Origin of the sequence: Occultella gossypii, assembly GCF_019947135.1 — a bacterium.
Taxonomy (GTDB): domain Bacteria; phylum Actinomycetota; class Actinomycetes; order Actinomycetales; family Beutenbergiaceae; genus Occultella; species Occultella gossypii.
Genome location: NZ_JAGSHT010000013.1, coordinates 96,150 through 116,692, shown reverse-complemented (window position 1 = coordinate 116,692; position 20,543 = coordinate 96,150). Strand labels below are relative to the sequence as shown.

At 71.5% G+C, this 20,543-nt stretch carries 20 protein-coding genes; 10 read left to right on the top strand and 10 right to left on the bottom strand.

Annotation, left to right across the window (positions count from 1 at the left end; all coding sequences use genetic code 11):
* Window positions 1-44: 44 nt before the first annotated feature.
* Both KCQ71_RS13870 and KCQ71_RS13865 read right to left on the bottom strand, forming a co-directional pair.
* Complete coding sequence (locus tag KCQ71_RS13870; RefSeq protein WP_223406851.1) at window positions 45-257, bottom strand: MerR family transcriptional regulator; 213 nt, start codon at window positions 255-257, stop codon at window positions 45-47.
* Window positions 257-484: a helix-turn-helix domain-containing protein gene (locus KCQ71_RS13865; RefSeq protein ID WP_223406849.1), complete on the bottom strand. Its 228-nt coding sequence runs from the start codon at window positions 482-484 to the stop codon at window positions 257-259. Before KCQ71_RS13865 ends, KCQ71_RS13870 begins: the two co-directional genes overlap by 1 nt.
* 168 nt (window positions 485-652) lie before the next feature.
* Here KCQ71_RS13865 and KCQ71_RS13860 point away from each other — a divergent pair, with 168 nt between their 5' ends.
* On the top strand, window positions 653-1,243 hold the full coding sequence (locus tag KCQ71_RS13860) for a helix-turn-helix domain-containing protein (RefSeq protein WP_223406847.1): 591 nt from the start codon (window positions 653-655) through the stop codon (window positions 1,241-1,243).
* A 252-nt stretch (window positions 1,244-1,495) separates the two neighbouring features.
* Here the strand turns inward: KCQ71_RS13860 and KCQ71_RS13855 are convergent, their stop codons facing one another.
* Together KCQ71_RS13855 and KCQ71_RS13850 are read right to left on the bottom strand one after the other, a co-directional pair.
* Window positions 1,496-2,770 carry a tyrosine-type recombinase/integrase gene (locus tag KCQ71_RS13855; protein ID WP_223406845.1) on the bottom strand — a complete coding sequence of 425 codons (1,275 nt, stop codon included), beginning with the start codon at window positions 2,768-2,770 and terminating at the stop codon, window positions 1,496-1,498.
* 310 nt (window positions 2,771-3,080) lie between these two features.
* The gene (locus KCQ71_RS13850) at window positions 3,081-4,238 is read right to left on the bottom strand and encodes an FAD-dependent oxidoreductase (RefSeq protein ID WP_223406843.1); all 1,158 of its coding nucleotides are present in this window, start codon (window positions 4,236-4,238) and stop codon (window positions 3,081-3,083) included.
* A 65-nt stretch (window positions 4,239-4,303) separates the two neighbouring features.
* On the opposite strand from KCQ71_RS13850, the gene KCQ71_RS13845 reads away from it, so the two are divergent.
* Entirely contained in the window at window positions 4,304-4,897 is a 594-nt protein-coding gene (locus KCQ71_RS13845) for a TetR/AcrR family transcriptional regulator (protein WP_223406841.1), read from the top strand.
* Between the two features lie 252 nt (window positions 4,898-5,149).
* Complete coding sequence (locus KCQ71_RS13840; RefSeq protein ID WP_223406839.1) at window positions 5,150-5,461, top strand: hypothetical protein; 312 nt, start codon at window positions 5,150-5,152, stop codon at window positions 5,459-5,461.
* Between the two features lie 8 nt (window positions 5,462-5,469).
* Here KCQ71_RS13840 and KCQ71_RS13835 read toward each other — a convergent pair whose 3' ends face one another.
* A complete protein-coding gene (locus KCQ71_RS13835; protein ID WP_223406837.1) occupies window positions 5,470-5,712 on the bottom strand; it encodes a hypothetical protein in 243 nt (80 codons plus the stop codon).
* A 293-nt stretch (window positions 5,713-6,005) separates the two neighbouring features.
* Here KCQ71_RS13835 and KCQ71_RS13830 point away from each other — a divergent pair, with 293 nt between their 5' ends.
* Window positions 6,006-6,938, top strand: a complete 933-nt coding sequence (locus KCQ71_RS13830; protein ID WP_249422986.1) for an alpha/beta fold hydrolase — start codon at window positions 6,006-6,008, stop codon at window positions 6,936-6,938.
* 69 nt (window positions 6,939-7,007) lie between these two features.
* Here KCQ71_RS13830 and KCQ71_RS13825 read toward each other — a convergent pair whose 3' ends face one another.
* A complete protein-coding gene (locus KCQ71_RS13825; protein ID WP_223406833.1) occupies window positions 7,008-7,529 on the bottom strand; it encodes an SRPBCC family protein in 522 nt (173 codons plus the stop codon).
* A complete protein-coding gene (locus KCQ71_RS13820; protein ID WP_223406831.1) occupies window positions 7,526-7,894 on the bottom strand; it encodes an ArsR/SmtB family transcription factor in 369 nt (122 codons plus the stop codon). The genes KCQ71_RS13825 and KCQ71_RS13820 overlap by 4 nt, the downstream gene beginning before the upstream one ends.
* A gap of 135 nt (window positions 7,895-8,029) precedes the next feature.
* Between KCQ71_RS13820 and KCQ71_RS13815 the strand changes: the two genes are divergently transcribed.
* From KCQ71_RS13815 to KCQ71_RS13795, 5 genes are all read left to right on the top strand, one after another.
* Window positions 8,030-8,980, top strand: coding sequence for a DUF6461 domain-containing protein (locus KCQ71_RS13815; protein ID WP_223406829.1), 951 nt, complete (start codon window positions 8,030-8,032; stop codon window positions 8,978-8,980).
* Window positions 8,981-9,131: 151 nt separating this feature from the next.
* Window positions 9,132-9,665 carry a sigma-70 family RNA polymerase sigma factor gene (locus KCQ71_RS13810; RefSeq protein ID WP_223406827.1) on the top strand — a complete coding sequence of 178 codons (534 nt, stop codon included), beginning with the start codon at window positions 9,132-9,134 and terminating at the stop codon, window positions 9,663-9,665.
* A gap of 204 nt (window positions 9,666-9,869) precedes the next feature.
* On the top strand, window positions 9,870-11,315 hold the full coding sequence (locus KCQ71_RS13805; RefSeq protein WP_223406825.1) for a hypothetical protein: 1,446 nt from the start codon (window positions 9,870-9,872) through the stop codon (window positions 11,313-11,315).
* 163 nt (window positions 11,316-11,478) lie between these two features.
* Entirely contained in the window at window positions 11,479-14,427 is a 2,949-nt protein-coding gene (locus KCQ71_RS13800; RefSeq protein WP_223406824.1) for an FAD-binding and (Fe-S)-binding domain-containing protein, read from the top strand.
* 108 nt (window positions 14,428-14,535) lie between these two features.
* Entirely contained in the window at window positions 14,536-15,930 is a 1,395-nt protein-coding gene (locus KCQ71_RS13795) for a hypothetical protein (protein ID WP_283248693.1), read from the top strand.
* Here the strand turns inward: KCQ71_RS13795 and KCQ71_RS13790 are convergent.
* Window positions 15,884-16,588, bottom strand: a complete 705-nt coding sequence (locus KCQ71_RS13790; protein WP_223406822.1) for a maleylpyruvate isomerase N-terminal domain-containing protein — start codon at window positions 16,586-16,588, stop codon at window positions 15,884-15,886. The two genes, KCQ71_RS13795 and KCQ71_RS13790, sit on opposite strands and share 47 nt — an antisense overlap.
* 89 nt (window positions 16,589-16,677) lie before the next feature.
* Here KCQ71_RS13790 and KCQ71_RS13785 point away from each other — a divergent pair, with 89 nt between their 5' ends.
* Window positions 16,678-17,673, top strand: coding sequence for a Gfo/Idh/MocA family protein (locus KCQ71_RS13785; protein WP_223406820.1), 996 nt, complete (start codon window positions 16,678-16,680; stop codon window positions 17,671-17,673).
* 24 nt (window positions 17,674-17,697) lie between these two features.
* Here KCQ71_RS13785 and metX read toward each other — a convergent pair whose 3' ends face one another.
* On the bottom strand, window positions 17,698-18,894 hold the full coding sequence (metX, locus tag KCQ71_RS13780; RefSeq protein ID WP_223406818.1) for a homoserine O-acetyltransferase MetX: 1,197 nt from the start codon (window positions 18,892-18,894) through the stop codon (window positions 17,698-17,700).
* 75 nt (window positions 18,895-18,969) lie between these two features.
* Window positions 18,970-20,322 carry a bifunctional o-acetylhomoserine/o-acetylserine sulfhydrylase gene (locus tag KCQ71_RS13775; RefSeq protein ID WP_223406816.1) on the bottom strand — a complete coding sequence of 451 codons (1,353 nt, stop codon included), beginning with the start codon at window positions 20,320-20,322 and terminating at the stop codon, window positions 18,970-18,972.
* Window positions 20,323-20,543: the final 221 nt, after the last annotated feature.

Genomic DNA, 20,543 nt, shown 5'->3' with positions numbered 1-20,543 from the left:
CCGGTCCTGCTTGGCGGTGAGGCCGGGCTTTGTCGTGCGGTGAGTTAGGCGTCGTCGTTGCGGTTGGCCCACTCGGGGCGACTGGCGATGAAGCGGTCGAGCTCCTCGCGGGTGTAGACGCGGCGGCCGTCGAGAGCGAGGCCGACCAGCAGGCCCTTCTTCTCCCACTCGTCGACCTTGCGGACGCTGGCCCCGGCGAGGTAGGCGGCTGCCATCTCGCGGGAGAAGGCGCCGGGTTGGAAGGTGAAGGAGGACATCACCCCACCTCCCGCGGCTTCTCGAGCACGGACACGGGGACGTTGAGCGCGACGGCGAGCTTCTTCGTCATGGTCGCGTTGGGCCAGCGGCGGCCGTTCTCGAGGTCCGAGAGGTAGCCGAGCGACATCCCGGCGACCTTGGCCAGCGAGGTGAGGGAGTGCCCGTCCTTCTCCCGGATGACCCGGAGTTCCCACCAGACGTCGGGCGGTGCGCTTGTCTTTGCCATGCCCCAAACTGTAGTGCGTAGGAGTGCGTAGTGCAACTACTACGCGCGAACTACGCACGGAATGTGCTCTGACCTGCGGTGTTCGATAGTTACAGCCGTGTAACTGCGAAGATTCGCGTATGCCTGCGTAGTGGACTTCGCACATGTTCGCGTGCCACCGTTGCTGCCATGAACGAGTACGGGCCCTCGCCGGCCGCACAGGTGATCACGGCAGCGAGGAAGCGGGCAGGACTCTCAGTCCGAGCCGTTGCCCGAGACGCGGGCATCAGCGAGGGTCGCTGGCGTCAGATCGAGAAGGGGTATCAACAGGTAACGACCGACGTCCGAGCTCCGGTCAATGCGCCGGCTCAGACGTTGGCACGCATGGCAAACGCGACCGCAGTCCCGGTCGCGCAGTTGCAGGCAGTCGGCGCGACCGAGGTCGCGGAGGCCCTTGCCGAGATGCGCGAGCCGATCCAGATGGCCGATGGCCCGATGTTTGGGGGCAGCTACGACGAGCCCGACTACCTACGGCGCGTCGAAGGGTTCCTGCAGGAGTTGCAATATCGGCTCGCCTCAGTCGAGGCGACAGTCGAACAGATGCAGAACGAACGAGAGGACGGTGAGGAACATGACGTACGTTCCCCCCCCAATAACCAGGCCGCGGTGAGCGCGGCCGATGATTACGCGGACGACGAGGATGGCCCTAATTCGGAGGCGATGCCGCAGACGCCCGCTGAAGCAACCAGTCCAGAGACTCTTCGGCGTCGTCGTCGCTGAGGCCCGCCCGCACCAGGGCAAGCCGCTCTTCGCGGATGAACCTCGCCTTCCGGCGTAGGCCCGGCACCGGCACCACCTTGACTCCGAACAGCGCTAGTAAGGCATAGCGTTCCAACTCACCGAACCCCCGAGGATCGTTACCCTCTGCTTCATCGCATTGAGACGAGGGTACGACCCGGCACCGACAGCGCCGGTCGCGTTCGGATAACGATTTCCCGGCACCAAGCCGGTCGGATGCGGGGCGTTCGTTGTTCAGGTGGCAGGGAGTTGCAGCGCTTCGGCCCACACGCCGCCGAGCGCGTCCATCGCGGCCCGCTTCTCGGCCGCCTGGGCGTGACGGTAGATCTCCGTCACCTTCGTGGACGAGTGGCCGACGATCTCGCCGATCAACTGGTGGTCGTAGCCGAGGCTGGCGAGGATCGTGACCGTGGTGTGCCGCGCGAGGTGCCCGGTCATCGCCGTCCCGCCCGGGCGGTTGTCGGCCGCGGCGATCACCCCGGCCACCTGCAGGAGGTCGCGCCACTGGGCGGCGTCGTCCTTGGGCAGGATCGGGGAGCCGTCACGGTTGCGCCAGATCAGACCGTAGGGGTTCGGCCACGTCTCGGTGGCTGCGATGTGCCGGCGGATGGCCTCAACCAGTTCAGGCCCGAGCGGCACGGCCCGGCCCGTCTTGGACTTGGGCCGGGTCAGGTGCCAGCGGTCCACCACGTGGTGCAGTTCGAAGCCGTCAGGGATTCGCCAGACGGCATCGGGGCAGGCGGCGCCGCGCTTCTTCCCGCACGTCCCGCCACACCCGTGGTCGCGGGGGATCTCCTCGAGCTTCCAGTTCACGACGTAGTAGCCGCCGTCGAGGTCGAGGTCCGCCAGGGTGGCTCCGAGGATCTCGCCCTGACGTTGGCCGCCGAGCAGCTTGAACCACCACCGCGAGCCGGCGGAGTCGGGTAGCGCCGCGGCGGCCCGGAGGATGGCGAGCGCTTCGGGTGTCGGGAGTGCCCCGCGCTCGACCTTGGCGCCGGTGGGCTTCTTCACGGTGGCGGCGACGTTGGTCGCGCAGAGCCGTTCGGCGTGGGCGGCGTCGAGCATCATGGACAGGACGATGTGCGCGGTCCTGGCCGTGGCGGCGGATCGCTTGCCGACGTCCACGATCGCGGTGCGCAGGGCTCGCACGTCGGAGGGCTTGAGGGTGGCGACCTGCTTCGTGCCGAGCGTGGGGATGATCCAGCGCCGGGTGACGGATGCGTAGGTGCTGTAGGTCTTGGGGTCCACGTTGACCTTGGCGACGGTCTGCAGCCACGTCGCGGACCACGCCTTGAGGGTGACCTGCTTGTTGAGCGGAGCGCCATGCTTGGCGATCTCAGCCTTGAGTTCGTCGAGCCGGTTACGGCACTCGGTCTTGGTCTTGGCGTGCACCGACTTCTGGATGCGCTTGCCGTCGGCGTCATACCCGAGGTCGAGCACCCCGCGCCAGAGCCCACGCGACTTCAACTCGTACAGGCCGCCGTCACCATGGCTGCGGATCTTGGGCATCGGTGCTCATCCTTCCCGGTTCACACATAGGTGCACACATGCATATGCAGAACCAGTGTACGCAGATGCAAACCTAGAGCATGCCGTGAGGCCCGGAATCCTGCCGATTCTGGCGGCTATCCGGGGTGCGCTCATGCTCCCATAGTACCGGATCGTCTAACTCGTAATGAGAAGGTCCAGGGTTCGATTCCCTGAGGCGGCTCCACGAAAACGGCGAGATCCCGACGAATAGTCGGGGTCTCGCCGTTCCTGTTCCCGGCTGCCGGAGTCGCCACGAGGGCCGACGTTGCGGGCGCTTGTGGGCGACGCTTCAGGCCGGTGGGTTCCAGCCCATGACGGCGTCGGCACCCCGTGAGATCGCGCTCGTGGGAGCCATCCGGACCAGCGCGTTGCGAACACCCTGGAACCGCGGACCGAGGTGGGAGCCGAGCCGGGCCGTGACGAGCGCGGTCCGGGAGATCGCACGGCAGCGTGGCCGCCGCTGGGAGTCGTAGTCCGCCAGCGCCGCGGCCAGGGGGCGCCCTGCCACGACCGGGGCGCCGACCAGCCTGGCGACGCTGATGCCGTCCTCCAAGGCGGTGGCGGCGCCCTGCCCGACGGTCGGGAGGCCACCGTGGGCCGCATCTCCGGTGGCGACGACCCGGCCGATGACGTAGCGGGGCATGCCACCGGGCAGATGCAGGACGTCGTGACGCATCACGGCGCTCGGGTCCGTCTGCTCGATCATGTCGACGACCTCGGGCGCCCAGTCGGCGAACCGGTCGCGGGCGGCCGCATGCTCGTCTGGCAGCGTGATCCCCTCTGGCATCTTGACGTACCCGTACCAGTAGGTCTGATCCGGTCCGACCGGCATTGCCCCGAATTCCGCGTGCGGCCCCCAGTACTGACGCAGTACGGAGGGCTGTCGCGCCAGCGGTGTCACAGCTCGCCAGCTGGAGTAGCCGGAGTAGACGGCTCGCGAGGACGGCGTCAGTGCGGTGCGTACGGCGCTGCGGACGCCGTCGGCGGCCACCACGAGATCGGCCGCATGTTCGATGCCCGTCGTGAGCACTACCGCCTGTTCGCCGTCGGGTGATCCAGGGCGCACGCCGGTGACCGTGATACCTGTGACGAGGTCGACGTCCAGGTCGCGAACGCGCTGCAGCAGTGCCGAGTGCAGCCGGGCCCGGTGCACGCCTCGCATCGCGACGGCGTCGACATCGTCCGCGATCGGACGAATCGGGCGACCGTGCGGGTCGTAGATGCCGCCCGCGCGCGTCGGCACCCCGAGAGTCTCGATCGAGGAATCCTCGAACCCGAGACCACGCAGAGCAGCGACGCCGTTGCGCGCGAGCGCCACGCCGGCCTCGACTTCGCCGAGTTCGGTGGCCTGCTCGAGAACGGTGACCTGCCAGCCCGCCTGCGCCAGGCCTAGGGCCGATGCCAGGCCGGCGATGCCGCCACCGGCCACCACTGCTGTCGATCCCATCAGCACTCCCGCCGAAACCTATTCCACAACAGTTGTTGTGGAACATATGTTGTCATACTGAGCGGGTGCCCCGCACCAACCCACGACGACGCGACGCCCTCGCCGACGCCGCCGTAGAACTCACGGCGGTCGCCGGTGTCGGAGGGGTGACACACCGCGCCGTCGATCGCGCGGCCCACGTGCCGATCGGCACGACCGCGAACTACTTCCCCAGCCGCGACGAGTTGCTCAGCGCTGCAGCTCACCGAGTCGCCGAGGTCCACCTCGCAGAGTCGATGACCGCGACCGCCGCGGCCGCGGCGAACCAGGCTGGGGACGCGGCCGGCCAGTTGACCGACCTGCTTGCGGCCTCGTTGGTCACGGCCGCCACCACGCATCGGACCCGCTACCTCGCGATCTACGAGCTGCAACTGGAGGCCCAACGGCGACCAGCGCTGGCCGGAGCGCTTGCCAAGCTGTCCGAGATCGCCGAGGCGCAGACGCAGGCGATGCACCTGGCGCTCCGGGACGCGGGCGCCCCGCCCGGCGCGGTGCCGCTGCTGATCACGCTCTACGGCGGCGCCCTGTTCATGCTGGTGACCGGGCCCGGCCCCATCGACGCCGCAGTGGTCCGACGGCTGGTCGAGGCGATGGTCACCGGCGCACGCAGCACCGGCTGACCGGTACCGCAGACCGCCGGACGTGGCATCGACAAGACACCATTCTCGGCGGGTCGCGCTCTCATGATCGGGGAACCTCGACGTCTATCCGGCTTCGGCGCGACCCCGCGACGATGGACGGCGATCGAGGCGGAATACGCTCCCCTCGTCAAGGAGAGTCCCAGCTTGACGACTGATGGACCGCTGCGCCGCCCCACCCCGGATTGCGATGAGTCGGTGAATGTCGTACCCGCGGCGTGGTTTCATGTCCCGATGAGCGAGCCCGAGGCGCAGCCGAACGAGTTGAAGGTCCCGAACCCCGGGCCGGTGGGGTCCGCGGTCGTCCTCACCTTCGGGGTGGCGCTACTGGTGATCGGCTGGGCCGCGATGGATCAGGCCCGGCAGATGACCCTGATCTGGGAGCTCACCGGCGAGTCCCTGGGCGACCCCGGCCATGCCTGGCTGACCACCGGCTTCATCATCGCGGCCGTTGGCCTGCTCGCCACCCTCGTCGGGGTGTACCGGCTGGCCGTCGGCGTCGACTATGCCGCGCGCCGGTGGGCAGCGCAGGGCGCGCGGAAGTAGGCCCCGGTTCACTGGGGCGAGGCGGCGAGGACATACCAGAACCACAGGAGCAGCACCGCGTCATCGACCGGAATGCTCGGATCGCAGTCCAGCCGGACGTAGTTCGGGAGCCCACCCGTAGCCCGTGTGTCCCACCTGGGCGCCGGCCACAGCGTGAGCCCGACCGAGAGCGTGCCCTCCTCGCGCAGTCCGTACCAGCCCGAGCCGGAGGCGGCGTGCCAGGACGCGCTGCTCCCGCGCTCGCGCTGCACCGAGAAGGTCGGCTCGGCGGCGCCGTCCGGGGTGGCCCGGTAATCGTTGCCCCGGCGCAGCTTCTACGGTCTGCCCGCGATGTTCGCCTTGCTCGTCCTGCTCCAGGGCGAGATCGGGATCTGGGCGACCTCCACGCCGTCGAGCCGGATCACGTTGCCCCGTCCCCAGTCAAGCCGCATCGTCGCATTGTGCCACCGCCGGCCATGGCTCACCCAGGTGGGTCCCACATGGCGGCAGTACAGTGGGTGCCCCGCCGCTCCACCTGCGGGGCACCCGACGGACGGGAAGGCTGATGGCTGGAAACCCCGAGAGGGCGAGTTATCGTCACCGCGCTCGACTGCATCCGAGACGGCCCGCATCCAGCCTGACGGACACGTGGACCAAGGTCGACGGGGTGGACGTGTTCTATCGCGCGTCGCTGGCTTCGCCGGGTGCGCCGGTCATGACGCACCTGCACGGCTTCGGGCTGTCCGGTCGGTACCTGCTGCCGACCGCCGAGTTGCTCGCGGACGAGTTCCTCACGTATGTGCCCGATCTTCCCGGCTTCGGGCGCAGCGGACGACCTCGCGACGCGCTCGACGTGCCCGACCTCGCTCACGCGGCGGCCAGATTCCTGGACGACCGCGGGGTGAGGTCGACCACGCTGGTGGGCAATTCGATGGGATGTCCGGTCATCTGCGAGTTCGCGCATCTGTACCCGGAGCGTCTGGATCGCGCCGTTCTGGTCTCGCCGGCCGGGGGGATCCAGAACCAGCCGCTCCGACGCGCGATCGGTCAGCTCACGAAGGACGGCAGACGGGAGCCGGCCAAGATGCTCAGCGTGGCGACGCCGGACTATCTGCGGTTCGGCGTACCGAGCACGGTGCGGTTGTTCCGCGCGCTCACCCGGTACCCGACGCTCGAGCGACTGCTCGAACTGTCGTTGCCGACACTGGTCGTGCTCGGCGACCGCGACCCGCTGCTGCCAGGTGCCGAACGGATCCGGGAGGTCGCAGGGCAGACCGACAACCATGTGCTCGTCGTCATCATCGAGGGCGCTGCGCATGCGATCAACTTCAGCCACCCGGGTGAACTCGCCCACGCCATCAGGCTCTTCATGCGGGACGAGCCCATCGTCGATGACCCGGACTCGCCCGGAACCGCATCGGTCTACGAGATCCATCGGGGCACGCTGCACCCGCCGGCGAAGCCGAAGCCAGACGGCGGAGGAGCGCCAAGCGGGTGATGGGCGCGGTCGGACGGGGCGGTCGGTGATGCTGCGGGACGGAGGCGACGACGACCGGTCAGGCAGTCGTCAGGTGAGCTCGGCGCGGTAGTGCGCCGCGAGTGCCGGGTAGTACTGGTCGAAGTCGATCGCGGCGAGGTCGGCGCCCGTCTCGGCGGCGACCATCCGGTCCAGGTAGTAGTCCCAGCCCGGGCCCACGCCCTCCGCCAGGACGTCCGAGCCGACCTCCTGGGCGAACGTCAGCGTCGTGACGCCATCGGCCTCGGCGAGGTCGATCTGCCACGTCCACTCGATGGCGCTGTCGTCGGGTCGCGCCGAACGCATGACCAGCCGTCGGGGCGCGTCGCACACGTCGATGTGGATCGTCTCCTCCGGCGCGTCCGCGGCCTCGGCCGTCATCCAGAACGACACCGAACCACTGGTGGGGTCCCCGGCCCAGTGGCCGATCCATCGCACCAGCCGGTCCGACTCGGTCGTGGCCGCCCAGACGTCCGCGATCGGCGCCCGGAAGGTGCGTTCGAAGACGAGGTAGGCCGTCCCGTCCCGATCCTCTCGTCGTCCGGTGGCCTGGGGCGTGTGTGTGCTCGTCATGCTGACTCCTCCGTCGTGGTTCGGTTCCCGTGCGGGTGGGGTGTGGCGTGGTCGCGGACGGTTCGTCGCACCTCGAGGTCGAGTCCGTCGAGCACGGCCTCGTCGAAGCGCGGTGCCGGTGCAAGGGCGGCGAGATAGTCGGCCACGGGGCTCAGGCCGTGGCGCTCCAACCGGTAGTGCCGCTCCCGTCCGATCTCGTCGGCCGTGACGAGGCCGGCGTCGCCGAGCACCCGCAAGTGCCGGCTGATCGCCGGCCTGCTGATGTCGTGCTCGCCGGCGAGGTCGACGACCCGCGCCGATCCGCGGGCCAGTCGGCTCACGAGGTCTCGGCGGACCGGGTCCGCGAGAGCGACGAATGCATCCATGGCTTATTGGTAACGGAGAGGTTACCAATCTGTCAAGAGATCCGGCCGTGCCGGGAGTGCCCGCCCAGACCACGCTGGGGTCGGCGTCGTGCGCCCGCATGACACGATGGCGCCATCGACCGAACAGGAGCGACGATGCCGGACTCCGCAGATCCGTTGGGCTGGATGGGTGCGAGCGACCTGGCCGCCGGCGCCACGATCACCGTGGTGCACGGGGTCGACGGCGCCACTGTGCTCAAGGCGTTCGGTGCCCGCGGCGCGCCGGCGCTGCCGGCGACGCGGATGGAGGAGGCGTGGGGTGAGGACGTGGCGCGGCCGTGGGCCGCGATCGCGGCCATCGGTGAGCGGGTCGTGGTGGTCGAGCCCAACGGCTACGTCGGTGCCGGCGCCGTGGTGCTGCGGCAGGCGTCCCAGGGCGGGCTCGCCGTCGCCGTCTACTGGAACGTCAACATGCTCACGGACGTCGAGATCGCCGAGAACGGCGCGGTCATCGGCGGGATCAACGACATGCAGCCACACGGCGGGGAGAGGTTCCGGGAACTCGCCGGGCCACTAGGGCTGCCCGGCCCAGATCTGGATCCGCTCGACGCGGTCGCCTGGGGTCTGCGGGCCCAGGCCGAGCTCGCCGGGTTGTCGCTGACGGAAGACCTGTGGCAGCACCTCCAGACCCAGCCCTGCGCCTACCACCTGCTGCCGCCACTGCCCGAGCAGCACCCGACCCGGCACACCTGGCACCAGGAGGTGGCGCCGCTCGCCGGCGCGGCGGTCGCCGCGGACCATGGCGTCGTGACTGAGCTGACCTGGCAGGCCGCGTCCCAGGCGGCGGGCGCGGCCGGTGCAGCCGAGCGTCCCGAGGTGGCCTCGGCTCTGGCGAACCGAGCCTTCGACGACACCGCCGACCTGGCTGCGCGGCGCGCCTTCCTCGGCGCAGGCTCCGAACTCGTGCTGTGGCGGATGCTCTACGCCGCGACGAATCCCGACGCCCCGTCCGCTCTTCTGGACGTGCTCGCTGATGCGTCGTTCCTGCTCGACACCGAGTCGTTCGCCAACCTTCTCGCCCGCGCTCGCACGCACCTGTCAGCCTGACGGCGCCCGCGTCTGCCAGGAGGCTCCCGGACCGGCTGACCGACGCCCGAACACGGCGCCGATCGTGTGAAACGATCGTGGCGTTGGGGACATAGGCACCACGAGAGCACCGTGGCATCCGCCCGTGCCCCCAGCATCTTCGGGAGTGACGATGACGGACCACGACGGACCTGCCCCTGCGGGTGGTGCCGCCGCGCGCTCGGACGCCTGGTTCGAGGAACTCTTCACGGCTCACGCCGGGGCCGTCCACCGCTACTTCCTGCGTCGAGCCCCGCGCGATGACGTGGACGACCTGGCGGCGGACGTGCTCGCGACCGCGTGGCGTCGCCGTGCGGACGTCCCCGACGGGCACGAACTCCCGTGGCTGTACCGGACGGCCGGGTTCGTGCTCGCCAACCACCGGCGCAAGGGCCGCCCGATCCCGGTCGAGGAACTGCCGGACGACGTCGACGGCGAGTACGCCGCCGACCCCGTCGATCTGGTGGTCGCGGACGCCCAGGTGACCGAGGCGCTCGCGGCGCTCAGCGCCCGGGACCGGCACGTCCTGATGCTGCACGCCTGGGAGGGCCTCGACGGCGAGGAGTTGGCGGCCGCACTCGGCATCGGCCGCGGCGGCGCGGCCGCCGCACTGTCCCGCGCGCGGGCACGGTTGCGCGCCGCCTGGGACGAGCGCGTCAGCGCCTGACGCCGACGGCACCGGGCCGGACCGGTCTGGACCCGACCAGGCCGGTTGTGGCCGCGTGCGGCCGCCTGAGGCACAGCCCACACCGGTGCGCCGACCGCACGTCGCAACATCCGCCGTCGACGACACACAGGCAGGGCAGAGGGGACGCAGGGTGACGCCGCCAGGATGCGGCGGCACCCGACCCCGCAGGTGAGAGGACATCAGATGAGCACCGAGGGTACCGACGAGGCACTGTCACGGCTGCGCGCCGCCGACCCGGCGACTGGGTCGAGCCCGGATCTTGCCGCGCTCCGCCGGGCGGTGACCGCCCGCGTCGGCGAACTGGGCGACGGTCACGACGGCGGCAACGGCAACCACGAGGACACCGAGCACGACGACGAGCTCCTCGGCGCGCGGAGGCGGCGCGCGTCCGCCGGCCGGGGCCGACGAGGCCTGCTCGTCGCGGCGTCGGTCGCCGCGCTCGCGGTGTTCGGTGGCGGCGGTTATGCGATCGGTGCCGCCGGCGGAACGGAGCCCGACGGCGGAACTGTCGTTGCCGATGAAGGTGCGGCCGGCGACGCATCGGTCGCGCAGGAGGACTACTCCGTCGGGGCGGAGAGCATGCTCGCCGGGTACGGCCGGACGGAGTTCACCGCCGACGGGCTCTCGGCCGACGGTTCGGCGGCCGAGGCCTACGGCCTCGACGCGACCGCGGCGCTGACCGCCGAGCGGGTGGCGCAACTCGCGCAGGCGCTCGGACTCGACGGTGACCCGGTGCTCGCCGACGGAGTCTGGACGGTGGGCTCCTGGGAGGGCGGCGGACCGGTGCTGTCCGTCTTCGTCGACGGCACCGCCTCGACGAGCTACACGAACCCGGCACTGGACCCGTGGGCGTGCGCCGAGGGTGCGCAGGTCGAACCGGACTCCGGCGGCGACGACGGCACCGTCGACTGCGGCAACGACCAGGTGGCGGTCGGTGAGAACGAGGCGATCGTCGCCGCGCAGGAGGTCCTGACCGCGGCCGGGGTCGACGTCGACGACTTCAACTGGAGCATCACGGAGCCGGGGGAGCACGCGACGAACGTGGTCGCGATCCCCTCCATCGGCGCCGGCACGGTGGAGGGTGTGATCGGGTGGCAGTTCACCGTCACGGCCGGTGGGATCGCCTCCGCCTGGGGCTCGCTGGCGGACGTCTACTCCCTCGGTACCTATGACGTGGTCTCGCCGGTGGCGGCCGTGGACCGGCTCACCGACCCGAGGTTCGGTGCCGGCGGAGGCGGCGGGATGATGCCGTTCACGGCAGCCGACGGCGGAGTCACCGAGTCGCCCGCGGACTCGGCCGGCGCCGCGGAGGACTCGGCGAGCACTGCCGAAACGGCGCCCGACGTCACCGCTCAGGAGCCGGCGCAGGCGCCGGCCGGCCCGGCGGACGAACCGGTCGACTCCGGCGAACCGCCGACCGCGGCCCCGGCCCCGGCGCAGGTGGGCGCCCCGATCGACTGGCCGGTGCGGCAGGTGACGATCAACGGGTCCGAGCTGGTGCTGATGTCGGTCTACCAGAGCGACAGCTCGGTGGTGCTGGTACCGGCCTGGCGCCTGTTCGACACCGAGGGCGGAACCTGGACCGTGAACGCCGTCGCCGACGCGGGGCTGGACTTCAGCGCCGAATGAGACCACCGCCCGCCCGGGCCGGAGGGGCCCGGGTGGGCGGGATGACGACGGCGTCCTCGACCACCGATGACGGCTTGGCGCGGGGGAGTCCGGCGGCCGCGCCGAGGCGCGGACGTCAGCACTCGACGTGCGGACGACGTGGGAAACTGACGGCGTGTCGACCGTGAGCACGAATCCCCCCGTGGCGCCCGAGCTGGCTGACCTGGTCGCGGCCCTGGACCGCGCGATCACCGGGGAGGTGGACGCCTCCGCGCGGCGCCGCGCCGAATACGCCACCGATGCGTCCAACTATCGGGTGCCACCGCAGGTGGTGGTGTTCCCACGCAGCACCGAGGACGTCCTCGCGATCCTCGCCACCGCGCGCGAGCACGGAAGTCCCGTGACCGCCCGGGGCGGCGGTACCTCGGTGGCGGGCAACGCCGTCGGGCCCGGCATCGTGATCGACTTCTCCCGGCACCTGAACAAGATCCTCGAGATCGACCCGGTCGCCCGAACCGCCCGCGTGCAGCCGGGCGTCGTGATGTCGGACCTGCAGGCGGCCGCGAAGCCGCACGGCCTGCGGTTCGGACCGGACCCGTCCACCCAGGCCCGGGCCACGCTCGCCGGCATGATCGGCAACAACGCCTGCGGCCCGCATGCGGTCGCGTACGGGCGCACGGTGGACAACACCGTCGCGCTCGACGTCGTGGACGGCACCGGACGGCGCTTCACCACCGGCACCGGGGCCGGCGCCCTCGATGAGATCCCCGGCCTGACGGACCTGGTCCGCTCCCGCCTGGCCCTGATCCGCACCGAGTTCGGCCGGTTCGGCCGCCAGGTCTCCGGGTACTCCCTCGAGCACCTACTGCCCGAGAACGGCACCGACCTCGCGAAGTTCCTGGTCGGCACGGAGGGCACCCTGGTCACGATCCTCGAGGCGACCGTGAAGCTGGTGCCGATCCCGAGCTCGCCGGTGCTCGTCGCCCTCGGCTACCCGGACATGCCCGCGGCCGCCGACGCCGTGCCCGCGATGCTCGCGCACGCCCCGCTCGCCATCGAGGGCCTGGACGCGAAGCTCGTCGACGTGGTGCGCGCCCACAAGGGCCCCGACTCCGTCCCGGAGCTCCCGCCGGGCGCCGGGTGGTTGCTCGTGGAGGTGGGCGGCGAGACCCCCGAGGCCGCGCTCGCCTCCGCCCACGCGATCGTCGCGGACGCCGGCACCGAGGCGGCCCGGATCATGCCGCCGGGCCCGGACGCGACCGCGATGTGGCAGATCCGGGCGGACGGCGCCGGCCTGGCCGGGCGCACCGCGACCGGTGCGCAGGCGTGGCCCGGCTGGGAGGATGCCGCGGTGCCGCCCGAGCGGCTCGGCACCTATCTGCGCGAGTTCGAGGCGCTGATGGACTCCTACGGTGTGTCGGGGCTGCCGTACGGGCACTTCGGGGACGGCTGCATCCACGTGCGCATCGACTTCCCGATGACCGACGAGGCCGGCGCCGCGCAGTTCCGGTCCTTCATGCTCGACGCCGCGCGGCTCGTGGCCTCCCACGGCGGCTCCCTCTCGGGTGAGCACGGGGACGGTCGCGCCCGCGGGGAACTGCTGCCGCTGATGTACTCGGCCGAGGCGATCGCCACGTTCGAGGCGGTCAAGGCGCTCTTCGACCCCAGTGACCTGCTCAACCCGGGGGTCGTGGTGCGGCCCCGGCGCGTGGACGACGACCTGCGCCGCCCGCACGCCCGCCCGCTGCCGATGCTGACCGGCTCCGGCTTCGCGTTCGCCCACGACGACGGCGACTTCACCACCGCGGTGCACCGGTGCGTCGGCGTCGGCAAGTGTCGGGCGGACCTCACCGACGCCGGCTCGTTCATGTGCCCCTCCTACCTGGCCACCAAGGACGAGAAGGACTCCACCCGCGGGCGTGCCCGGGTGCTCCAGGAGATGGCCAACGGCACCCTCGTGCAGGGCTGGGACGCGCCCGAGGTGCACGACTCGCTCGACCTGTGCCTGTCCTGCAAGGCGTGCTCCTCCGACTGCCCGGCCGGGGTGGACATGGCCCAGTACAAGTCCGAGGTGCTGCACCGCAGCTACCGCGGCAAGGTCCGCCCGGTCAGCCACTACGCGCTCGGCTGGCTGCCCCGGTGGGCGCGGCTGATCACGTCGGTCCCGGGTGTGTCCCGGCTGGTGAACGCGGTCCTGGGGGTACGCCCGATCGCCAAGCTCGTGCTCGCCGGTGGTGGCATGGATACCCGACGGCGGATGGTCACCTTCGCGGATCAGCCCTTCAGTCGGTGGTGGCGCAAGCGGGCGCGCGACCTGCCCCGGACTGCCGCGGGCGCAGCCCGCGACTCTGGTGCACCCACGACCGGGGCGACCTCGACGCCCGGCCAGGCTCCGCCGTCGGGCATGGCCTCGCCGGCGACCGAGGTGCTGCTCTGGGCGGACTCGTTCTCCGAACACCTGGACACCACGGGCGCCCGCGCCATGGTCGAGGTGCTCGAGCAGGCCGGGTACACGGTGCGCATGCCCGAGGCGAGCGCGTGCTGCGGCCTCACCTGGATCTCGACCGGGCAGCTCGACGGGGCCCGGGCCCGGCTGCGCCAGACGATGGACGTGCTCGGTCCCTACGCCGAGGCGGGCATCCCGATCGTCGGCATCGAGCCGTCCTGCACGGCGGTGCTGCGCTCGGACCTGCCGGACCTGTTCCCCGACGACCCGCGGGCCGCGGCCCTGGCGAAGGGCACCTACACGCTCGCGGAGCTGCTGACCGCGCCCGCACCGCTCGGGCCGGCGGACTGGTCGCCGCCGGAGCTGTCCGGCCTGCAGGTGATCGCCCAGCCGCACTGCCACCAGCACGCCGTGATGGGCTTCGACGCGGACCTGGAGGTGCTGCGCCGGGCCGGGGCGCAGGTGTCGACGCTCGGTACCTGTTGTGGGCTGGCGGGGAACTTCGGCATGGAGAAGGGGCATTACGACGTCTCGGTCGCGGTGGCCGAGCAGGCCCTGTTGCCGGCGCTGCGGGAGGCACCCGAGGGGGCCGTGTACCTCGCCGACGGGTACTCCTGCCGCACCCAGGCGCAGCAGTTGGCAGGCGTTACCGGAATGCAACTGGCCCAGTTGCTCCGGCGCCCTTGATCCCTGCGCCAGGAGTGTCAGAATGGACGCCGGGGCAGGAGAGTCAGATCGGACGGCGCGCTTCCACGAGAGGCTCGCCGCGCCCCCCGCTGCCATCAGAAGAGACCCTTGCCGATGCCGTCATTCGCGTTCGAGTCCGGACACCTCGTCCCAGCGACGTTCGGAAGGCAGGGCCCGAGCCGACTGACCCCGGAGCTGAAATCGGCGTTGCGCCGGTACCTGCTCGACGTGCTCGAGGCGGACCTGTTTCCGATCAGCTGGAGCGACGGCGCCGAGCCCGTGCTGACCGCGATGGACCCGGCCGGCCAGGTGGTCACCGCGGTGGTCGTGGACCGGGTCGACTCGGCCACCCTGATGCGCGCCCTCGCGCGGGCCGGTGAGAATGCGGCGGCGCCCTGGCTGACCATCGCGGGCCGCTACCGCGCCGGCGTCCCCGGGTTCCGGAGGGACTGGAACGCCTTCCGGGAGGCCCGGCCGGCCGGCCCCAGGCCCGGACCGCAGCTGTACCTGCTCGCCGGCGACGTCTCCTCGGAGGTGCTCTCCGGCCTGCGGGTGCTGCACGGCGTGCGGGTGGTCGCGGTGGACGTCCGGGAGACTCCGACCGGTGCCCCGCTGCTCGAGGTCGCCGACGTGGCGCCCGCCCGGTTGCGGGTGTTCGACGGCGCGGCGGTGCCCGAGCTCGCGCCGCTCGCCGGCCCTGCCGGCGCCGCGGGCGACGACGCCGCTGGTGTCGCCGTGGGTGCGCGCGGCGCGGGTGAGCGGGGCGCGGGTGCGGCGGGCGCGCCGGTGGAACCTGCGCCTGCGGGACCGGCGCCCGCGCCCGCGGGACCGGCACCGGCCGGACCTGCGCCGGAGCCTTCGGGCCGGACCGCGGCGGCCGCCTGGGCCCGACCAGAGCCCGTGCCTTCCGCTGGTCAAGAGCCGGCCGGACGTGCCGTCGCACCCGTGCAGCCTGCACCCGTGCAGCCGTCGCAGGATCGGGCTGCGGCGACCCGGCCCGCAGCAGCAGCTCCGGTCGACCAGCCCGCTCCGATCCCGGAACACGAGTCCCGCTTCGCTCCTCCCCCCGACCCGGTCGGCCGGCCTGAGGCGGGCCCGGGAGTTCGACGCCGGCCCGAGCCGGTGCGGGCCTCGGAGAACCTGCGCGCGGTCGCGGCCCTGGTGGACGCACCGGTGCGCATCGTGCTGCGTTCGAGGGAACGTGACCATGCGGCGTGGCTCCGGGAGGACGGCGTGGTGGTGCTGGCCGGTGGCGCCGAGCATGGCGAACTCACGACCGCCGCTGCGCACCTGCTGGGTCACGAGCCGGCGGATGCCTGGTCACAGTGGCGCTTCGCCGAGGGCGGCCTCGCGCTGGCCGACGCCCGCGCCGAGGTCATCCGGACCACCCGCGCCGAGCATCATCGCGCAGCCACGGCCCCGCCCGGCCCGGGTGGCGAGCCGAGCCGTCGAGCGCTCAGACCAACGGCAGAAAACGGCTCACGTCGGGCAGGCCGTCACTGAGGTACTCGGGTCGCAGCGCGGCTGCAGCAACGGCGTCGGGCCAGGTGATGCGGCCCGTCGCGGCCCTGATCCAGGCCGCCTCGTCGCCCACCTGCAGGTCGTAACCGCTGATCGCGTTGAGCGCGTTGAGCAGCGCCTCCGCGGCAATCTTGCGCGCCCCGGCATCGACGGGCGCAGGCGCCGGCAGGTCGGTGGCGAGGTCGTATCCGTGCGCGACGAGCTCGATGATCCTGGTGAGCACCAGGTCACGCACCGTGATCGGTCCGCGGCGGGCGAGCACCACGGCGTCCGGCCCGGCCTCGGTCAGCGCGGCGAGCCGGTCGAACGCGGCCTCGACGAGCTCATCCAGGCGGGGCAAGAGGTCGTCAGCCAGTTCGGCGGCGAGTGCCTTCGTCCCGCGGGAGATCTCGTCCGCTCCCATCGCGTACCCGCGCACGTATTCCTCAAGGGGCAGGGGCTCGACGTCGGTGGGCTGCGGCTCGCAGCTGGAGAACACGGCCATGGCACGCCCCAGGTGGGCCACCAGTTCGGCGACGCTCCAGCCCTCGACGGCGCTCGGCTCGGCGAGGACATCGTCGTCGAGGTCGTCGAGCCTGCTCCGGAGCAGGTCCCACTGGTCCCGTAGTTCGGCGGTCAGCGTCGGCAGCGGTGTCGGCATGTCACCATGATGGCGGAACCGGCGCGCCTCGCGCGCCACCGGCAGCGGTGACTGACGACGCGACGGCGATCGCGGGAGATGGGCGGGATATGACGCAGGTGCGCTGGGGAATCCTCGGGCCGGGCCGGATCGCGGCGAAGGTTGCGGCCGACTTCGGTCACGTCGACGGCGGGGTGCTCGCCGCCGTCGGGTCCTCCTCGCTGGAGCGGGCGCAGGCGTTCGCGGCCGAGCACGGCGCCGCGCTGGGCACCCCGATCCGGGCGCACGGCTCCCATGAGGCCCTCCTCGCCGATCCCGAGGTGGACGCCATCTACATCGCCACACCGCACTCCGACCACGCCCGGCAGGCGATCGCTGCGGGACGCGCCGGCAAGGCGGTGCTGGTGGAGAAGTCGTTCACGGCCACGCTCGCCGGTGCCGAGGAGGTGTTCGCCGCGGCCCGCGAGTCCGGCACGTTCGTCATGGAGGCCATGTGGACGAGGTTCCAGCCGGCCCTGGTGCGTGCGCGGGAACTGATCGCCGACGGCGCGATCGGCGAGGTCCGGGCGGTTCAGGCCGACCTCGGGGTACGCCGTGAGTTCGACCCGGCCGACCGGATGTTCGCGCTCGAGCTCGGGGGCGGGGCGCTGCTCGACCTCGGCGTCTACGTGGTCTCGTTCGCCCAGTACTTCCTCGGCGACCCCGAGACCGTCACAGCCACCGGGACGCTGCTCGAGACCGGCGTGGACGCGGAGGCCGCGATCGGCCTCGGCTACCCGGACGGGCGCGCCGCGAGCCTGCTCACCTCGTTCCGGCTGCCGCTGCCGGGCCAGGGCCGGATCTTCGGCACCGACGGCTGGATCGACATCCCACCGCGGTTCCACCACCCCACCTCGCTCGTGCTGCACCGCTCCGGGGCGGACCCGCAGCCGATGGACCTCGCACCCGACGGCGCCGGGTACGCCCTCGAGTTCGACGAGGTGAACCGGGCCCTGGCCGCCGGGGCCGTGGAGAGCGAGGTCATGCCCTGGGCGGACACGCTCTCGGTTCAGTCGGTGCTGCAGCAGGCCGCGGACCAATTGGGCGTCGCGCTCCACGAGCGCTGACGCGCAGGCGCCGACGGCGGAGGTTCAGCGGGTGAGGTAGGCGCGGTTGCCGAGGAACTCGGCGATGATCGGCCCCAGCTGGTCGAAGTCGATCAGGAAGCCGTCATGGCCGTAGTCCGAGTGCAGCACCCGGTAGGTGCCGTCCGGCGCGCCCTCGGCGATCCGCTCGGACTGGGCCGGGAGGAACAGCCGGTCGGAGTCGACCGCCACGGCGAGCGTGCGCGCGGTGATCGAGGCGAGGGCGGACTCCACGCCGCCACGGTCCCGGCCCACGTCGTGGGTGTTCATCGACTCGGTGAGCACCACGTAGGAGTTCGCGTCGAAGCGGCGGGCGAGCTTGTTCGCGTGGTGATCGAGGTAGGACTGCACGGCGAACCGGCCGCCGCCGCCGAGCGGGTTCTCGCCGCCCTGAGGCAGTCGTCCGAAGCGCTCGTCCAGTTCGCGGGCGCTGCGGTAGGTGGTGTGGGCGATCTGCCGTGCGATGCCCAGTCCGGCGTGCGGACCGTCGTCATCGGCGGCGTCGTAGTAGTCGCCGCCCCGGTAGCGCGGGTCGGAGCGGATCGCGCCGAGCTGCGCGTGTGCCCAGGCGATCTGGTCCGCGGTGCTCTGCGCGGACGTGGCGATGGCGGCCACCGCAGCGACCCGGTCCGGCTCACCGACCGCCCACTCCAGGGCGCGGTGCCCACCCATGGAGGCGCCGATGATCAGGGCCCAGGTGCCGACCCCGAGCCGATCGGCGAGCTCCCGTTCGGCAGCCACCTGGTCGCGCACGCTCACGTACGGGAAGCGGCTGCCCCACGGGGTGCCGTTCGGCGCGTCCGAGGACGGGCCGGTGCTGCCCTGGCAGCCCCCGAGTACGTTCGGTGCGACCACGTAGTAGCGGTCGGTGTCGATCGGACGCCCGGGACCGACCATGTCCGACCACCAGCCGGCCGTCGGGTGCCCCGGTTCGGCCGCGCCGGTGATGTGGGAGTCCCCGGTGAGGGCGTGCAGCACGAGGACCGCGTTGTCGGCCCGAGCGTTGAGGGTGCCCCAGGTCTCGTACGCGATCCGGACCTCGGGCAGCTTTCCGCCGGCCTCGAGATGCAGCGGGCCGAGGTCGGCGAACTGGCGCCGGCCGACCGGGTCGCCCTCCCGCCACGCGGCCGAGGCGGGGATCGGACCACCTGGCGTTCGCGTGCGCGCGGACGGACGGTTCGCGCGTCGTCGTGACTCGCTCATCGCCACCTCCGTCTGCTGGGCTGCGTCCACGGTAGTTCGTCCCCGCCTCTCTTCGCTCGGTGGATGGGTTCCGGCTCAGATGCTGGCCGGCTCGGCCGCGGCCTGATCCGCACCCAGTCCGACTGCCGCGGTGAAACCCAGGTCCAGGTCGGCGACGATGTCGTCGATGTGCTCGAGGCCCACGGACAGGCGCACCAGCCCGGGTGTGACGGCGCTGGCGGCCTGCTCCTCGGGCGTGAGCTGGCTGTGGGTCGTCGAGGCGGGGTGGATCACCAGGGAGCGCACGTCGCCGATGTTGGCGACCAGCGAGTGCAGGTCCAAGCCGTCCACGAACGCACGGCCGGCATCGAGACCGCCCTTGATCTCGAACGCGAGCACCGCTCCGGCCCCCTTGGGCAGGTACTTCTGCGCGAGCGCGTGGTACGGGCTCGAGGCCAGGCCGGCGTAGTTCACCGAGAGGACCTGCGGGTGCGCCTCGAGGTACGCCGCCACCTTCTGGGTGTTCTCCACGTGCCGCTCCACCCGGAGGGAGAGGGTCTCCAGGCCCTGCAGCAGCAGGAACGCGTTGAACGGGCTGGCCGCGGGGCCGAGGTCACGCAGCAGCTGGACGCGGGCCTTGAGGATGAACGAGAGGTTCACGCCGAACGCGCCGCCGACGCCGAGGTCCTTGGCGTAGGTGAGGCCGTGATAGCTCGGGTCCGGCGTGTTGTAGTTCGGGAACCGTTCCGGGTGCTGGGCGTAGTCGAAGGTGCCCGCGTCCACGATCACGCCGCCGATCTGGGTGCCATGGCCGCCCAGGTACTTGGTGGTGGAGTGGATCACGACGTCGGCGCCGAACTCGATCGGGCGCACCAGGTAGGGCGTGCCGATCGTGTTGTCGACGAACAGGGGCACCCCGACCTCGTGGGCAACGCCGGCCACGGCTTCGATGTCGAGGACGTCGCCCTTCGGGTTCGGGATGGTCTCGCCGAAGAACAGCTTCGTGTTCTCCTGGGCCGCCGCACGCCAGGACTCCGGGTCGTCCGGGTTCTCGACGAAGGTGGTCGAGATGCCCAGTTTGGGCAGCGTGTAGTGCAGCAGGTTGTAGGTGCCGCCGTAGAGGCTGGGGCTGGCCACGATGTGGTCGCCGGCCTCGGCTACGTTCAGGATCGCGAGCGTCTCCGCGGCCTGTCCGGAGGCGACCAGGAGTGCTCCGACGCCACCCTCCAGGGAGGCGATGCGGTCCTCGGCGGTCGCCGCCGTCGGGTTGCCGATCCGGGTGTAGATCGGTCCCAGGTCCGAGAGCGCGAACCGGTTGGCGGCCTCTTCGGTGTTCTTGAAGACGAAGGAGGTCGTCTGGTAGATCGGCACGGCGCGGGCGCCGGTCTGACCGTCGGGGCTCTGCCCGGCGTGGATCTGCCGGGTCTCGAAGTTCCAGTTCTCGCTCAAGGTGCTCTCCGGTGAGTGTGAAGGGTGGGGGAGGGTCTGGATGGATGATTTCCCACGATAGGTGCCGTCCCAAGGGGCAACTGGCAAATCTCACGTGCTGAGACGTCCGGTTATCGGTGGCTCCGATGGGCCGGATCGGCGCGCTGGTGCCGCGATCGGATCCTGTGACACGTGTGACTAATGTGAATGTTGGGGCTCGTGTTCACAAATTCAACAACTTC

What these genes read in the sequence shown, in the direction of transcription:
- KCQ71_RS13870 (WP_223406851.1), bottom strand. Translation starts at nt 257, where the DNA reads ATGTCCTCCTTCACCTTCCAACCCGGCGCCTTCTCCCGCGAGATGGCA.
- KCQ71_RS13865 (WP_223406849.1), bottom strand. Translation starts at nt 484, where the DNA reads ATGGCAAAGACAAGCGCACCGCCCGACGTCTGGTGGGAACTCCGGGTC.
- KCQ71_RS13860 (WP_223406847.1), top strand. Translation starts at nt 653, where the DNA reads ATGAACGAGTACGGGCCCTCGCCGGCCGCACAGGTGATCACGGCAGCG.
- KCQ71_RS13855 (WP_223406845.1), bottom strand. Translation starts at nt 2,770, where the DNA reads ATGCCCAAGATCCGCAGCCATGGTGACGGCGGCCTGTACGAGTTGAAG.
- KCQ71_RS13850 (WP_223406843.1), bottom strand. Translation starts at nt 4,238, where the DNA reads ATGGGATCGACAGCAGTGGTGGCCGGTGGCGGCATCGCCGGCCTGGCA.
- KCQ71_RS13840 (WP_223406839.1), top strand. Translation starts at nt 5,150, where the DNA reads ATGAGCGAGCCCGAGGCGCAGCCGAACGAGTTGAAGGTCCCGAACCCC.
- KCQ71_RS13830 (WP_249422986.1), top strand. Translation starts at nt 6,006, where the DNA reads ATGGCTGGAAACCCCGAGAGGGCGAGTTATCGTCACCGCGCTCGACTG.
- KCQ71_RS13825 (WP_223406833.1), bottom strand. Translation starts at nt 7,529, where the DNA reads ATGACGAGCACACACACGCCCCAGGCCACCGGACGACGAGAGGATCGG.
- KCQ71_RS13820 (WP_223406831.1), bottom strand. Translation starts at nt 7,894, where the DNA reads ATGGATGCATTCGTCGCTCTCGCGGACCCGGTCCGCCGAGACCTCGTG.
- KCQ71_RS13815 (WP_223406829.1), top strand. Translation starts at nt 8,030, where the DNA reads ATGCCGGACTCCGCAGATCCGTTGGGCTGGATGGGTGCGAGCGACCTG.
- KCQ71_RS13810 (WP_223406827.1), top strand. Translation starts at nt 9,132, where the DNA reads ATGACGGACCACGACGGACCTGCCCCTGCGGGTGGTGCCGCCGCGCGC.
- KCQ71_RS13805 (WP_223406825.1), top strand. Translation starts at nt 9,870, where the DNA reads ATGAGCACCGAGGGTACCGACGAGGCACTGTCACGGCTGCGCGCCGCC.
- KCQ71_RS13790 (WP_223406822.1), bottom strand. Translation starts at nt 16,588, where the DNA reads ATGCCGACACCGCTGCCGACGCTGACCGCCGAACTACGGGACCAGTGG.
- KCQ71_RS13785 (WP_223406820.1), top strand. Translation starts at nt 16,678, where the DNA reads ATGACGCAGGTGCGCTGGGGAATCCTCGGGCCGGGCCGGATCGCGGCG.
- metX (WP_223406818.1), bottom strand. Translation starts at nt 18,894, where the DNA reads ATGAGCGAGTCACGACGACGCGCGAACCGTCCGTCCGCGCGCACGCGA.